The sequence below is a fragment of the Mariniluteicoccus flavus genome, from assembly GCF_054776655.1.
On the sequence record NZ_BAAHBN010000011.1, the window covers coordinates 84083 to 98320 of the forward strand.

General features: G+C 69.1%; 13 protein-coding genes and 1 pseudogene. 8 read left to right on the forward strand and 6 right to left on the reverse strand.

The window, feature by feature from the left end; all coding sequences use genetic code 11:
* Window positions 1-429 precede the first annotated feature (429 nt).
* Window positions 430-1878, reverse strand: coding sequence for a tyrosine-protein kinase domain-containing protein (locus ACYVAG_RS15075; RefSeq protein ID WP_460770989.1), 1449 nt, complete (start codon window positions 1876-1878; stop codon window positions 430-432).
* A gap of 170 nt (window positions 1879-2048) precedes the next feature.
* Between ACYVAG_RS15075 and ACYVAG_RS15080 the strand changes: the two genes are divergently transcribed.
* The gene (locus ACYVAG_RS15080) at window positions 2049-3122 is read left to right on the forward strand and encodes an LCP family protein (RefSeq protein ID WP_460770991.1); all 1074 of its coding nucleotides are present in this window, start codon (window positions 2049-2051) and stop codon (window positions 3120-3122) included.
* 15 nt (window positions 3123-3137) lie between these two features.
* On the opposite strand, the gene ACYVAG_RS15085 is transcribed toward ACYVAG_RS15080, so the two are convergent.
* Window positions 3138-3617, reverse strand: a complete 480-nt coding sequence (locus ACYVAG_RS15085; protein ID WP_460770992.1) for a DUF3592 domain-containing protein — start codon at window positions 3615-3617, stop codon at window positions 3138-3140.
* A 63-nt stretch (window positions 3618-3680) separates the two neighbouring features.
* Here ACYVAG_RS15085 and galE point away from each other — a divergent pair, with 63 nt between their 5' ends.
* The gene (galE, locus tag ACYVAG_RS15090; RefSeq protein WP_460770994.1) at window positions 3681-4700 is read left to right on the forward strand and encodes a UDP-glucose 4-epimerase GalE; all 1020 of its coding nucleotides are present in this window, start codon (window positions 3681-3683) and stop codon (window positions 4698-4700) included.
* Between the two features lie 81 nt (window positions 4701-4781).
* Here the strand turns inward: galE and ACYVAG_RS15095 are convergent, their stop codons facing one another.
* Window positions 4782-7325: an ATP-dependent Clp protease ATP-binding subunit gene (locus tag ACYVAG_RS15095; protein WP_460770995.1), complete on the reverse strand. Its 2544-nt coding sequence runs from the start codon at window positions 7323-7325 to the stop codon at window positions 4782-4784.
* A 220-nt stretch (window positions 7326-7545) separates the two neighbouring features.
* Between ACYVAG_RS15095 and ACYVAG_RS15100 the strand changes: the two genes are divergently transcribed.
* From ACYVAG_RS15100 to ACYVAG_RS15115, 4 genes are all read left to right on the forward strand, one after another.
* Window positions 7546-7785: a ribbon-helix-helix domain-containing protein gene (locus tag ACYVAG_RS15100; RefSeq protein WP_460770997.1), complete on the forward strand. Its 240-nt coding sequence runs from the start codon at window positions 7546-7548 to the stop codon at window positions 7783-7785.
* A gap of 1 nt (window position 7786) precedes the next feature.
* On the forward strand, window positions 7787-8122 hold the full coding sequence (locus ACYVAG_RS15105; RefSeq protein WP_460770999.1) for a type II toxin-antitoxin system PemK/MazF family toxin: 336 nt from the start codon (window positions 7787-7789) through the stop codon (window positions 8120-8122).
* Complete coding sequence (locus ACYVAG_RS15110) at window positions 8119-8487, forward strand: NYN domain-containing protein (protein ID WP_460771001.1); 369 nt, start codon at window positions 8119-8121, stop codon at window positions 8485-8487. The genes ACYVAG_RS15105 and ACYVAG_RS15110 overlap by 4 nt, the downstream gene beginning before the upstream one ends.
* Window positions 8488-8613: 126 nt before the next feature.
* The gene (locus ACYVAG_RS15115; protein WP_460771003.1) at window positions 8614-10077 is read left to right on the forward strand and encodes a DHA2 family efflux MFS transporter permease subunit; all 1464 of its coding nucleotides are present in this window, start codon (window positions 8614-8616) and stop codon (window positions 10075-10077) included.
* Here the strand turns inward: ACYVAG_RS15115 and ACYVAG_RS15120 are convergent.
* Window positions 10063-10296 (reverse strand): hypothetical protein, encoded by a 234-nt coding sequence (locus tag ACYVAG_RS15120; protein ID WP_460771005.1) that lies wholly within the window; start codon window positions 10294-10296, stop codon window positions 10063-10065. The genes ACYVAG_RS15115 and ACYVAG_RS15120 overlap by 15 nt on opposite strands.
* Window positions 10297-10710: 414 nt before the next feature.
* Between ACYVAG_RS15120 and ACYVAG_RS15125 the strand changes: the two genes are divergently transcribed.
* A complete protein-coding gene (locus ACYVAG_RS15125) occupies window positions 10711-10938 on the forward strand; it encodes a hypothetical protein (RefSeq protein ID WP_460771006.1) in 228 nt (75 codons plus the stop codon).
* 9 nt (window positions 10939-10947) lie between these two features.
* Window positions 10948-11688, forward strand: coding sequence for a TSUP family transporter (locus ACYVAG_RS15130; protein ID WP_460771008.1), 741 nt, complete (start codon window positions 10948-10950; stop codon window positions 11686-11688).
* Between the two features lie 149 nt (window positions 11689-11837).
* Here ACYVAG_RS15130 and ACYVAG_RS15135 read toward each other — a convergent pair whose 3' ends face one another.
* A complete protein-coding gene (locus ACYVAG_RS15135) occupies window positions 11838-13415 on the reverse strand; it encodes a DUF222 domain-containing protein (protein WP_460771010.1) in 1578 nt (525 codons plus the stop codon).
* Window positions 13416-13901: 486 nt separating this feature from the next.
* A pseudogene (locus ACYVAG_RS15140) lies at window positions 13902-14117 on the reverse strand (integrase core domain-containing protein); the annotation flags it as partial.
* Between the last annotated feature and the right edge of the window lie 121 nt (window positions 14118-14238).

Here is a 14238-nt window from a genome sequence, read left to right on the forward strand (position 1 = left end):
AGCACACTCCAACGCACTTCCGGTTCGCCAACTGCAGGAGCGTTCGCGAACACGGCTACCTCACCGCGCTTGAGTTCCGAAAGGTTGTTTGAGGCTGTTCGAACCGACTCGAACGACCTTTCGGGACTCAAACGTGTACGCGGCTGGCTGCTCGGCCTCGACTCGGCCGCGGGCGGCCTCGCTCAGCCAGCGTTGTCACAGGACCTCGTCGATCAGCCACGTCCGGGACTCGCGCGCCCGGTGTCTGGAGGACCGAGGAGCAACGCGGCCCCCAGCGATGAGACCGGAACCGGTCCAACCAGCCAGGGGCCGCGTTGCGCAGAGCGTCCGAAGACACCGTATGAGGCGCGCGAGGCCGTACGCGTCGCAGGGCGACGCCATGTGCTGTGCGCGCGAGGCCGATCGCCTGGCGGAGCCAGGCAATCCACATCAGCTCAGCTTCTCAGCCCTCGCCGGCACGTGCGCCGGCTCTGACGGCACCGACGTCATCGCGTGGGCGTCCTCGGCCGTCGCGAAGGCGTCCTTCTGCTCGCTGCGGTATTCATAGCGGTACGCGTACCGGTCACCCGAGCTCCTTCGCACGCGGTTCAGCACGAGGCCGTCGACGCGTGCGCCGGCGGTCTCCAGCGCGTCGAGCGCCTCGCCCAGCTGCTGGCGGTGGACGACGCCGACGCTGACGACGACCAGGGCTCCGCCGACGAGCTTCGCCAGGACGGCGGCGTCGGTGACCGGCAGCAGCGGCGGCGAGTCGATGAGGACGGTGTCGTAGTGGCACGCGGCCTCATCCAGCAGCGACTGCATGCGGTGGGAGCCGAGCAGCTCGCTCGGGTTCGGCGGGATCGGGCCGGACGGGAGGATGTGCAGGTCGGCCGTGCCATAGGGCTGGACGACGTCGGTGAGGCCCGCCTGCCCGATGAGCACCGTCGTCAGGCCGACAGCAGATTCGAGCCCGAGCCTCTTGCCGAGCCGCGGGCGCCTCAGGTCGCCGTCGATGAGCAGCACGCGCTCCCCCGCCTCGGCCAGGGCCATGGCGAGGTTCGTCGAGGTCGTGGTCTTGCCCTCACCGGGCAGCGAGGACGTCACGACGACGGCACGGGGACCATCGTCGACGTGCAGGAACTGCAGGTTGGTACGCAGGCGCCGATAGCTTTCCGCCCGCATGCCGAGCGGGTCGGTCTCCATCGGCAGCGGCGAGCCGCCTGCCGAGCCCTCGATGGGGATCAGCCCGATGATCGACGTGTCGGTCACGCGGCTCACGTCGGCCTCGTCGCGCACGCGCGTGTCGAGCTGGTCGCGCAGCAGCGCCAGCGCATAGCCGATGCCGAGGCCGAGCAGCAGGCCGAGCGCGAGGTTCTGGGCGACCTTGGGCGAGGTCGGCGACGTCGCGGCCAGTGCGGGCGCGATGACGGTCGCCTTGACGGCCTCCTGCCCCTGCGGCGTACGCGGGGTCAGCTGGCCGGCCACCTGGGACAGCTGCTCGCCGACCGCATTGGCGATCTCGGCGGCCTTGCCGGCGTCCTTGTCGAGCACCGAGATCTCGATGATGACCGTCTTCTGGGGCACGGTCGCGGTGATTCGTCTGGCGAGATCACGCGTCGGCTCGGCGAGTTTGAGCTTGTCGACGACGGGCTGCAGCACCAGGGGCGAGGTCGCGACCTCGGCGAACGACTGCACCTGCTTCTCGGCGTAGGTCGAGCCCTGCGCCAGGTCGCCGGCCGAGCTCGCGCTCTGCACGGCGAACAGCACCGACGTCTTCGACGTGTACTGCGGCTTGGTCACCAGCGACAGCAGCGCAGCCAGGGCGAGGCCGGCCATGGCGCAGGCTGCGATGCTGAGCCAGCGTCGACGCGCGAGCCCCAGGTGGTCCGAAAGTTGCATTTCTACCCAATCCGATCGTGACGATTCGTCTCATTGTGCCGGATTGTTCCGGCATTCGCGCGACCCATGGCCCAGTTCGCGCCATTCCTGACATATCCGCCCGATTGATTTCGCCGTCAATCCCGGCAGCCACCCGCGTATCATCGGACACATCCGCCCTAAGGAGCAATGTGAGCGAGCACGACCGGCTGTCGATCCTGAACGACGACCACGACGATGATCAGAACGATTCCACGTTCGACGATTCGCCTTCGCCCCGTCCGCGTCGCCGCCGCTGGGTCATCCCGGTCGCGGTGCTCGGCGTCCTGGTGCTGGGGATCGCGGCCGCTGCGGGGTTCTACATCTCCCGCCTCAACCGCGCCGTGGCCGAGATCCCGCGCGAGGACTACATGCCCCCGCGGGCCAGCGGCCAGCCGCAGGCCCCGTCGTCCACGCCGACGACCTCGGGCCAGAAGGGTATCAACTACGTCCTGCTCGGCTCCGACTCCCGCGCAGGTGAGACCGGACGCTCCGATTCGTTGATCGTCGCCCACGTCAGCGAGAACCGCCAGCGGGTCCACCTCATCTCGTTCCCCCGTGACATGTGGGTCGACATCCCCGGCAGGGACAAGGGCAAGATCAACTGGGCGTACGCCTTCGGTGGCCCGCCGCTGACGGTCCAGACCCTCGAGCAGTTGTTGAAGGTACGCATGGACCACACCGCGGTCGTCGACTTCACGGGGTTCGTCCAGCTCGCCGACGCGTTGGGCGGCGTCGACGTCTACAACAAGCAGAGCTTCTCGATCGGGGGCGAACACTTCGCGGAGGGCATGGTCCACCTCGAGGGCGAGCGCACCCTGTTGTTCGTCCGCGAGCGCAAGAGCCTCGCCAACGGCGACCTCGACCGCGCCGAGAACCAGCGCGCGGTGGTCCAGGCGATCCTCGCCAAAGCGTCGCGCCCCGACACCCTGGCCAACCCGATCGCGTTCGACCGGCTGCTGACCGGCGCCTCCAGGGCCGTGAAGGTCGACAAGGGCCTGACCGACGCCGAGATCCGCAACACCGCGCTCTCGATGCGCATCACCCAGAACGGTGACATCGTGTCGATGCAGGCGCCGATGACCGGTTTCGGCTGGGCCGGCGACCAGGCCGTCGCCGTCGTCGACGAGAAGCAGATGGCCGAGATGGCCAACGCCCTGCGCGAGGACCGGCTCGATGACTATCTGACCCGGTTCCCCAAGAGCTGCACCGGTCCCACCTGCTGAGTCACTGAACGCCGGTCAGGCGGCCGCGGGCACTCCCGCGCGTGGCCGCCGCGCCCCGCGTACGAGTTCTTCGGCGACGATGCCGATCGCCAGCGCCCACACGCCGGCGGTCAGGGCCTCGCGATACATCAGCGACATGTCCTCCATGCGCGCCTTCGACGGCCGCTTCCGGTCGAAGAGGACCTTGACCTCCGAGCCGATGGCGGGCGGCGTCGTGGTGGTGGACGCGTCGGTGAATCGCCGGAACTGGCCGTTGTGGTCGGGGAACTCGATCACCGCCTGATATTCCACGGGGACCTTGACCTGCCCCTGCGCGTCCCGCGCCGTCTCGAGCGCGATGACCTCGCCGGTCGCCTGGCCCGACCGGAGCGCGAAGACGAGCGTGGTCACGGCGAAGAACAGCGACACCGCCGTGAGCACCGCGGCGATCGCTGCGACGGCCCAGCCCAGGCGTACGCGGAGCTGGCTCGGTGTGTCGGACGGGGCGGTGCTCACCTCGTCAGCCTACCGACCGACGCCATCCCTGCAGCGCGGCGCGGGGATGAAACGATGGGGACCATGCGCGTACTCGTCACCGGCGGCGCCGGCTACATCGGCTCCCACACCGTCCTCTGCCTCCTCGAACAGGGCCACGAGGTCCACGTCATCGACAACCTCGCGAACGCCTCGTTCACCTCCCTCGAGCGCGTACGCGACCTCGTGGGCGGCGAGCCCGAACTGACGATCCAGAAGGGCGACATCCGCACCGACAGCGACCTCGACGAGGCGTTCGACCGCTTCTCCCCCGAGGCCGTCATCCACTTCGCCGGCCTGAAGGCCGTGGGCGAGTCCACCGAGAAGCCGCTGGCCTATTTCGACACCAACGTCACCGGCTCGATCCGCCTGCTGCAGGCCATGGAGCGCCACGGCGTCCGCAGCCTGGTCTTCTCGTCGTCGGCAACGGTCTACGGCGACAAGGCGGTGCCGCCGTTCCGCGAGGACGCGCCGACCGGCACCACGAACCCGTACGGCGCGACCAAGCTGATGGTCGAGAACATCCTGTCCGATGTCGCGGCCGGACCCGGCGGCTGGTCGCTGGCCGCCCTGCGCTATTTCAACCCCATCGGCGCCCACGCGTCGGGCCGCATCGGCGAGGACCCGCTCGGCATCCCCAACAACCTGGTGCCCTACGTCGCCCAGGTCGCCGCGGGTCGCCGCGAGCGCCTGAACGTGTTCGGCGACGACTACCCGACGGTCGACGGCACCGGCGTACGCGACTACCTCCACGTCATGGACCTCGCCGAGGGCCACCTGCGGGCCCTCGACGCGATCCACGGCCACCCGGGGTTCAAGGTCTGGAACCTCGGCACCGGCCGCGGCTATTCGGTGCTCCAGGTCATCGAGGCGTTCCGCGAGGCGTCGAGTCAGCAGATCCCCGCGGCCGTCGGCCCGCGCCGCCCCGGCGACATCGCGACGTCGTACGCGGACGCCTCCCGCGCCCGCGACGAACTCGGCTGGTCCGCCGAGCGCGACCTCGCCACGATGTGCCGCGACCACTGGGCGTGGCAGTCGGCGAACCCGGACGGCTACCGGGGCTGAGCCCCCCAAGCGAAAAAGGGCCCCGCCGCAGACGTGAGTCTGCGGCGGGGCCCCAGTGGTGCGAGACCTGCGTACGCGGGGTCAGCCCGCCTGCTCGTCCTTGCTGTCGCCGCCGGCCAGCGACGCGGGCACCGCGTCGGGTGCCTCGTCGGTCTTCGAGCCCGTGAACGTGAACGGGTTCTCGGTCGCGTCGTCGCCCTCGTTGACGTCGACGACGACGATCTCGCCGGCCTTGACCTCGCTGAAGAGGATCTTCTCGGCCATGATGTCCTCGATGTCGCGCTGGATCGCGCGACGCAGCGGACGGGCGCCGAGCACCGGGTCATAGCCGCGCTTGGCGATGAGCTTCTTCGCCGCCGGCGTCAGCTCGATGCCCATGTCGCGGTCGCGGAGGCGATCCTCGATCTGGGCCACCATGAGGTCGACGATGTTCTCGATCTCGGGCTGCGTGAGCTGGTGGAAGACCACGATCTCGTCGATGCGGTTGAGGAACTCGGGACGGAAGTGGGTCTTGAGCTCGTCGGCCACCTTCGCCTTCATCTTCTCGTAGCTCGACTCGGTGTCACCGGCCTGCGAGAAGCCCAGGTTCACCGACTTGTTGATGTCGCGCGTGCCGAGGTTCGTCGTCATGACGATGACGGTGTTCTTGAAGTCGACCACGCGACCCTGCGCGTCGGTGAGGCGACCCTCGTCGAGGATCTGCAGCAGCGAGTTGAAGATGTCGGGGTGGGCCTTCTCGATCTCGTCGAAGAGGATCACTGAGAACGGCTTGCGGCGCACCTTCTCGGTGAGCTGGCCGCCCTCCTCATAGCCGACATAGCCGGGGGGCGAGCCGAACATCCGCGACGCGGTGTGCTTCTCGCTGTATTCCGACATGTCGAGCGTGATCAGCGCGTCCTCGTCGCCGAACAGGAACTCGGTGAGCGCCTTGGTCAGCTCGGTCTTGCCGACGCCCGAGGGGCCGGCGAAGATGAACGAGCCGCTGGGACGCTTCGGGTCCTTGAGCCCCGCCCGCGTACGCCGGATCGAGCGCGACAGCGCCTTCACCGCGTCGTGCTGGCCGATGTAGCGCTTGCCGAGCTCCTCCTCCATCTTGAGCAGGCGGCTCGACTCCTCCTCGGTGAGCTTGAACACCGGGATGCCGGTTGCCGACGACAGCACCTCGGCGATCGTCTCCTCGTCGACCTCGGCGGTGGTGTCGGAGTCGCCCATCTTCCAGGCCTCCTCCTTCTCGCCGCGCTGCGCGATGAGCTTCTTCTCCTGGTCGCGGAGCCCCGCGGCCTTCTCGAAGTCCTGCGCGTCGATCGCGGCCTCCTTCTCGAGGCGCACGGTGGCGATCTTCTCGTCGAACTCGCGGAGGTCCGGCGGCGCGGTCATGCGCTGGATGCGCAGGCGGGCGCCGGCCTCGTCGATGAGGTCGATGGCCTTGTCGGGCAGGAAGCGGTCCTGGATGTAGCGGTCGGCGAGCTGGGCCGCCGCCGTCAGGGCCTCGTCGGTGATCGTGATGCGGTGATGGGCCTCATAGCGGTCACGCAGGCCGCGGAGGATGTCGATCGTGTGGGCGATCGACGGCTCGTTGACCTGGATCGGCTGGAAGCGACGCTCGAGCGCGGCGTCCTTCTCGATGTGCTTGCGATATTCGTCGAGCGTCGTCGCGCCGATCGTCTGCAACTCGCCACGCGCCAGCATCGGCTTCAGGATGGAGGCCGCGTCGATCGCGCCCTCGGCCGCACCCGCGCCGACGAGGGTGTGGATCTCGTCGATGAACAGGATGATGTCGCCGCGGGTCTTGATCTCCTTGAGCACCTTCTTCAGGCGCTCCTCGAAGTCACCGCGATAGCGCGAGCCGGCCACGAGCGCGCCGAGGTCGAGCGTGTAGATCTGCTTGTCGCGCAGCGTCTCCGGCACGTCACCGCGCACGACGGCCTGCGACAGGCCCTCGACGACGGCGGTCTTGCCGACGCCGGGCTCGCCGATCAGCACGGGGTTGTTCTTCGTACGCCGGCTCAGCACCGTCATGACGCGCTCGATCTCGGGCTCGCGGCCGATGACCGGGTCGAGCTTGTTCTCGCGCGCGGCCTGGGTGAGGTTGCGGCCGAACTGGTCGAGCACCGTCGAGCTCTGGGGGCCCTGCGGGCTGTCGGGCGCGCCGGCACCGACCGCGGTCGGCTCGCCCTTCGCCCCGCCCTGGAAGCCCGACAACAACTGGAGCACCTGGTTGCGTACGCGGTTCAGGTCGGCACCCAGCTTCACGAGGACCTGGGCGGCGACGCCCTCGCCCTCGCGGATCAGGCCGAGCAGGATGTGCTCGGTGCCGATGTAGGAGTGGTTGAGCTGCAGCGCCTCCCTGAGGCTGAGCTCGAGCACCTTCTTCGCGCGGGGCGTGAACGGGATGTGGCCCGTCGGCGACTGCTGGCCGTGGCCGATGATCTCCTCGACCTTCTCGCGCACCGCCTCGAGCGAGATGCCGAGCGACTCGAGCGCCTTCGCGGCAACACCCTCGCCCTCGGCGATCAGCCCGAGCAGGATGTGCTCGGTGCCGATGTAGTTGTGGTTGAGCGTACGCGCCTCGTCCTGCGCCAGCACGACGACCCGACGCGCCCGGTCGGTGAACCGCTCGAACATGTGTATCTCCTCGCCCGGCCGACGTCGGCCGGATTGGTGTGTCCCTCAACTCTAGTCACCCCGCGGAGCCGTTGGCGGCTTATCGACCTTCGGAATCCCGCAGGGTTGAGTCCATTCGACTCAATAACGAGCGGAAGGACGGGAAACATTCCCGATGCGACGAGTCACAGGTTCGCTGTGGGCGAAACCTGAGATGGTGCTACCGGGGTAGCATCTGAGTATGAAACTCAGCGTCAGCCTTCCCGAGAGCGATGTGGCCACCTTGGACCGGTATGCCGCCGCTGCCGGACTGCCGTCGCGTTCGGCCGCGATCCAGCGCGCCATCCGGCTGTTGGCCGACCCAGAGATCGAAGGTGCGTACGCCGCGGCCTGGGCCGAATGGGAACCGGAGGCCGACGTCTGGGAGGCGACCTCTGCCGACGGACTCGGCGCGGACGGGCAGGCCGTTGCGCCGCGGTGAGGTGTGGTGGGTCGACCTCGACCCGGCGCGCAGCGGGGAGGCCAACAAGCGTCGCCCGGCCGTGGTCGTCAGCAACGACCGCGCCAACTCTGTGGCGACCAGGTTGGGACGTGGTGTCGTCACCGTCGTCCCACTGACCACCAACACCGATCGCGTGCACCCGTTCCAGGTTCTGGTGCGAGCCGACGAGGCCGGTTTGCCGAGCGATTCAAAGGCACAGGCGGAGCAGGTGCGGTCGGTGGCGGTGGATCGACTCGACACAGCGGCGGGACGCCTGCCCACGGCCACCATGGCGCTGCTGGATGACGCTCTGCGGCTTCATCTGGGCCTGTCGTGACCACGCTCGTGATCGACGCCGCCAACGTCATCGGTTCGCGCCCCGACGGCTGGTGGCGCGATCGCCCCGGGGCCGCCCGGCGACTCCACGAGGCACTGACCGGGCACGACCTGGCGTACGCAGAGGTCGTCCTGGTGCTGGAGGGGCTTTTCCGTCGCGGCGTATCAGCGGGGACGGAGGGCGGCGTGACCACCGTCCACGCGCCGACCGACGGCGACTCCGAGATCGTGGCACAGGTGGCGACGCGCGGCGGCGAGGGCATCGACGTCGTCACGAGCGACCGCGGGCTGATCGCCCGCATCGAGGCGCTCGGCGCACATCGCCTCCCCTGCAGCTGGCTGCTGGACCAGCTGCACGCCGGCTGAGCGACGCAGGAGCAACGCTGGCTGAGCGACGCAGGAGTCGAAGCCACGCTGGCTGAGCGACGCAGGAGTCGAAGCCACGCTGGCTGAGCGACGCAGGAGTCGAAGTCACGGTCCTACACTCCCCAAGTGACCCAACACCCCGCGAACCCCTGGCCCGGCATGTGGGCACTGGTGCTCGGCTTCTTCATGATCCTCGTCGACTCGACGATCGTGACCGTCGCGATGCCGGCGATCATGCACGGCCTCGGCGCCGACCTCGGCGGGGTGGTGTGGGTGACGTCGGCCTACCTCCTCGCGTACGCCGTCCCGCTCCTGATCACCGGCCGCCTCGGGGACCGGTTCGGACCCAAGCGCCTCTACCTCACCGGCCTGACCGTCTTCACGGCCGCCTCGGTCTGGTGCGGCCTGTCGGGCTCGATCGAGATGCTCATCCTCGCGCGCGTCGCCCAGGGATTCGGCGCCGCGATGATGTCTCCCCAGACCATGGCGATCATCACGCGCACGTTCCCGCCGGAGCGACGCGGCGCGGCCATGGGCCTGTGGGGCGCGACCGCCGGCGTCGCCACCCTGCTCGGCCCGCTCGTCGGCGGCCTCGTCACCGACGCGTGGGGTTGGGAGTGGATCTTCTTCATCAACCTTCCGGTCGGCGTCCTCGCCCTCGTCCTCGCGTGGCGTCTGGTTCCCCGGCTCGAGGTCCACCCCCATCGCTTCGACTGGCTCGGCGTCGCCCTGTCCGGGCTCGGCATGTTCTGCCTCGTCTTCGGCATCGAGGAGGGCGAGACCTACGACTGGGGCCAGATCTGGGGCCCGATCTCGGTGCCACTGCTCATCGTCACGGGCGTCGTGGTGCTCGGCCTCTTCGTCCTCTGGCAGGCCCGCATGTCCGGCGAGCCCCTCGTCCCGCTCGGGCTGTTCCGCGACCGCAACTTCGCCGCCGCCAACGTCGCCATCACCGCCATGGGCTTCATCATCACCGCGCAGGTCTTCCCGCTCATGTTCTTCCTCCAGACCGCGCGTGGCATGACCCCGACCCAGGCGGCCCTGCTCGGCCTGCCCACCGCCGTACTCTCCGGCTTCCTGGCCCCCGTCATCGGCAAGCTCATCGACCGCCACGACCCCAAGCCGTACGCGGTGGGCGGCTTCGTCCTGCTCGGTGCGTCCTTCGCCCTGTACGCGTGGCTGATGCGGCCCGGACTCTCGGCCCTCTGGCTCCTGATCCCGGCCGCCCTGGCCGGCATCGCGAACACCGGCATCTGGGGTCCGCTGTCGGTGTCGGCGACCCGCAACCTGCCGCCGCGCATGGCGGGCGCAGGTTCCGGCATCTACAACACGACGCGCCAGGTCGGCTCGGTCCTCGGATCGGCGGCGGTGGCCGCCCTCATGCAGGCCCAGATCGCCACCAATCTCCCGGGGGGAGGCCAGTCCCCCGCGGGCGGCGGCATGGGCGGAGGGCGCATCCCGGACTTCCTCGAGGCGGGTTTCACCACCGCCATGTCTCATTCCTTGGTCATGCCGGTAGCAATTTCCCTGGTCGGCGCACTGGCTGCGGGGTGCCTTGTGGCGAAGATTAACTGGTCAACCGACCAGTAACGGCGCTATTCCCTGCGCAACATGAGAAATCCATTCCTGCCCCAGCCCGACAACCCCCGCATCGTCACCCACCGCATCATCCGCGTCGACGCCATGGCCGACGGCTCCCGCCTCACGGCCGCCCTGGTCCTCGCGCTGGCCGCCGTTCGCCGTCGCGACCCCCGCGTACGCCGCCCCGCCCTCGATCGAGGTCTCGACCGACGGGCAGGCGTACGCCACCACCCTCCCCCGGCCGCTGTTCGCCGCCAGCCCGAAGCTCGTCCCCGGAGGCCCGGCCGCGCAGGATCGGCTGTGGGTGCGTCACACCCGCGCCGAAGCCATCGGCACCTTCGCCGCGGGCTCCCCAGCGCTCCCATGTGTGATCGTGCCGCGGGGAGCGGCCGTGCCGATCGACCTCGGACTTAGGCTCCCCCGGTCTGCCGACAACTCCACGCGCACGGTCGACGTCCGCCTGGCGATCTCGGTCGAGGCGTTCGACGCCGAGGCCGCCCCTGACACCTGTGTCATCCCCCGCGCCGCCGAGCCCGTCGCGTCACCCCGGCCCACGCCGGGCGTCGGCGAGACCCAGCGACCGACTCCGTCGAAGGCCCCGCCGCGACTCCCGCACCGGTGCCGACCAGTGCACCCGCGCCCATGCCGACGGTCCGTACGCCCCCGCCGCCCCCTGCTGCACCGGTCGCGCTCACCGACGCCCAGATCGAGCAGCGCGCACTCGATGGCCTCCCCGCGACCGAGGGGTCCCTCGCCGACACGGGCGCCCCGGCCACCGTTGGCCTGCTCGGTGCCCTGGCCGCGCTCGGCCTGGGCGTACGCCTGACCATCCCTTGGTCCCGGCGGCGTCGCGAACGCGATCACGCCTAGCCTGACCGAGTGACCGTCACCGCGTTCGTCCTGCTCGTGCTGGCGGGCGTCGGCAGCGGACTCGTCGGCTATCTGACGGGCCTCGCCTCGCTGGTGAGCTATCCGGCGCTGCTGGCCGTTGGGCTCTCCCCCGTCGCCGCGAACGTGTCCAACACCGTCGGGTTGATCGGCGTCGGGATCGGCTCCAGCGTCCGTGCCGGCAGCGTCCTGCGCGGCGACCCGCCGGCCCACATCGGCGCCCAGTTCGTGGTGGCAGCCCTCGGCGGGCTCGTCGGCGGCGGCCTGTTGCTGCTCGGCGGTGAGGGGACCTTCGAGAGCATCGTCCCCGCGCTCATCCTTGCCGCCTCCCTCCTGGTCCTGGTCTCCCCGCGACTGTCGCGGCTGCGCGGCGAACGGGAGTCCGCGCCGGCGTACTTGGTCGGGCTGTTCCTGGTCTCCGTGTACGGCGGCTATTTCGGCGCCGGCGCCGGGGTGATCTTCCTGGCCCTCGCACTGGTCGCGACGTCCGAGACGTTCACCCGGTCGATGATCCTCAAGAGCGTGCTGCTGTGCGTCACCAACGTGACCGCGGCACTGTTGTTCGCCTGGCTCGGCCCGATCAACTGGTGGGCCGCGCTGGCACTGGGTCTGGGAGCGTTCGTCGGCGGCAACCTCGGCCCTGTCGCCCAGCGCCTCTTCCGCGAAGACGTCCTGCGCGTCATCGTGGCGCTGGCCGGCACGTTCCTCGCCGTCTGGCTCTGGGTGAAATAGGAGCCGAAACCCACGCTGGCTGAGCGACGAAGGAGTCGAAGCCACCGCACTCCGACCCAGCGCAACGAGACGACGAGCCGGCGGGCTTCTGTGGGCATGCTTCGCGCCCGCCTGACACGTTCCTGGCGGGTCAGTCAGCAAGCATTGGGTCAGGCGGCGGTCTCCTCCGTGAGGGGGATGAGGGCGGGGTTCATCTGAGCGAACAGTCGTTCTGCAGCAGTTCGTGCTTCTTCGCAGATCTGTTGCTTGGTGTGCTTCTCGGCGAGTTCGGCGGCTCGTCGGGTGGCTTGGCGGATGCGGCGTCTGGTTCCGGTCGGGTCGATGATCAGGTCCGTGTCGGGGTTGCGGGTGTAGGTGCCGTGGGGGGTGGTCCAGAACTCCTGCCCGGTGGGTGTTTTCCAGTGCTTCACCCCGGGGCGGACCGGGGTGGAGGTGAACCCGCCGAACGTCTTGGCGCGATGGACCCGCTTCGACAACGGCGAGAGGTTTGTGGTGCACGTCTGGCCGACGGGGAACGGGGTGATGTGGTCCAGATCGATGAACTTCCCCGCCGAACGCCTTGTGGAGAACGGGAACGCCTCGTACTCCTCCTGCAGCAGCACCTCCCTGCGTTGCGCCACAGTGGGTTCGTAGCCGACGGTCACGTGCGGGGTCTGGGGATCCAGAACGGGCCGCACGGTCACCCTCTCCGCGTTCGCCAGCATGGCATCGAGTTGGGAGCGGGCGACTGACCCGAGGCCGGTGACCTGGCCGCCGGCGCCGCGGTCGACCTCATCGAGGCGGACGTGGACGACGAGTTCGAGGAGGTCCTTGCGCGACGGCAGTCCCGACGACGTGTCGGGATCGTCGGTGTCGTCGAGGTCGAGGGATCCCGTGCCGAGGACCCGGCCCGCACGGGCGGGGTCGGCGAGGAGTTCGAGCGCTTGGGCGCGCAGCACGGCGAACTGCGGGTCCAACGGATCGACATCAGCACCCCCAGCCACCGTGCCATCACCGTCGGCCGAGTCCCGGTGTCCGGCGTCACGGAGGATGCCCGCGAGTTGGGTGATGGTTTTGTCGAGCCGCAGCGCGGCGGGGCCGTCGACCTGCCCGGTGACCAGCGCGGTCCCAGCCTCCCCTGGCCGAACGGTGACGAAGCGCCGTTCCAGTGCAGCCTTCCTGCGGGCCTCCGCACCGTCGGGGTCGACGACATCGCACAGGAGTTCGGCCTGGTTCAGCAGCCGCGTTACGGTGTACTGCGGAGCGAACGGCGCGAGTTTCCGGTCGACCTCACCCGCCATGTCGTGGGTGAGTTCACGGGTGCGGGTGAGTTGGGCGACCTTCCTGGCGGCGAACACGCGGACGTAGCCGCCGATCACCAGGGCCCACAGTTGGGGGTGGCGGTGGCGCAGGTCGAGGACGTCGGCGATGAGCTGGGCGGCGGCGTCCGGCGAGATCCCGAGCGCCGGACCGACCTCCAACGAACAGAACTCCGCGACCTCCGGCGTACCATCCCCGCCAAGCACGATCAGACGTTCGCCATGCAGCACCGACGGCACGGAATCGCTGCCGGGGTTGTCGTCGAGGGGTTCGTCGATCCAGGAGTAGGCCTCGGCTGCGGCGGCGACCAGCGCGACCTGGTCGACCTCGGCCTGGCATTGGCGATCGGCGGCGTCCTTGAGGCCGAGGATGACGGCGGTGCGGTCGGGTTTTCCCTTCGCAACAAGGTGTTCGGTGAGGTCGTCCATGGTTTCCCCCTGGTGGTGTGGTGATGGTTCCAGCCTAGGAAGGGGGTCTGACAATTTCGGGCCCAGAACAGGGTCCTGCGAGAAGAATCTCGAACTATTTTTTTGCTTGCGTGGAAGGGGATCGCGCGCGGGTGGCTTCGACTCCTGCGTCGCTCAGCCAGCGTGAGGGCTTCGACTCGTTCCTCGCTCAGCCAACGTGACAGCCTGGTGGCTTCGACTCGTTCCTCGCTCAGCTAACGTTCGGCGCGCTTGGGGCGTGGGCCGGGCACCCGCGAGTTCGGCGAAGCGGCGTAAAGACGCCGCGAACCCAACGCGACCCAAGAACCCACGGCTCGGCGTCCCAGCCGCAAGACGAAGCTCGCGGAGCCCGGCCCACGCCCCAACCGCGCCCACGTATGCTCGGCTCGCCGCGGCTCACGCGAGCCGATCACATAGCGTCGACATATCTGAGACCTCCCGGGGTTTCCGGAGACTCGGTTGTGTGTCTCACCCAGCCCGGGTGAGGGGGGTTCTGTGAGAGTAGTGGAGCTGTTCGACGTGTGCCGGGGTGAGGTCGTCCAGGGACTCGTGGGGTCGGTCGGTGTTGAAGAAATCGACCCACTCGAAGGTGGCGACCTCGACGTGGTTGACGTCTCGCCAGGGACCGTGCCGGTTGATCTGCTCGGTCTTGAACGATCCCACGGTCGTCTCGGCCAGGGCGTTGATGCTCCTATAGATCGTCAAGTCGATCAGGCCGCGATTTCGAGCTCTCCATTAACGGGCTTGGCGATGGCGTCCGGGGCCGGCAGCAGGCGGAAGAGCTCGCGAGCGAGGTACCGCTTCA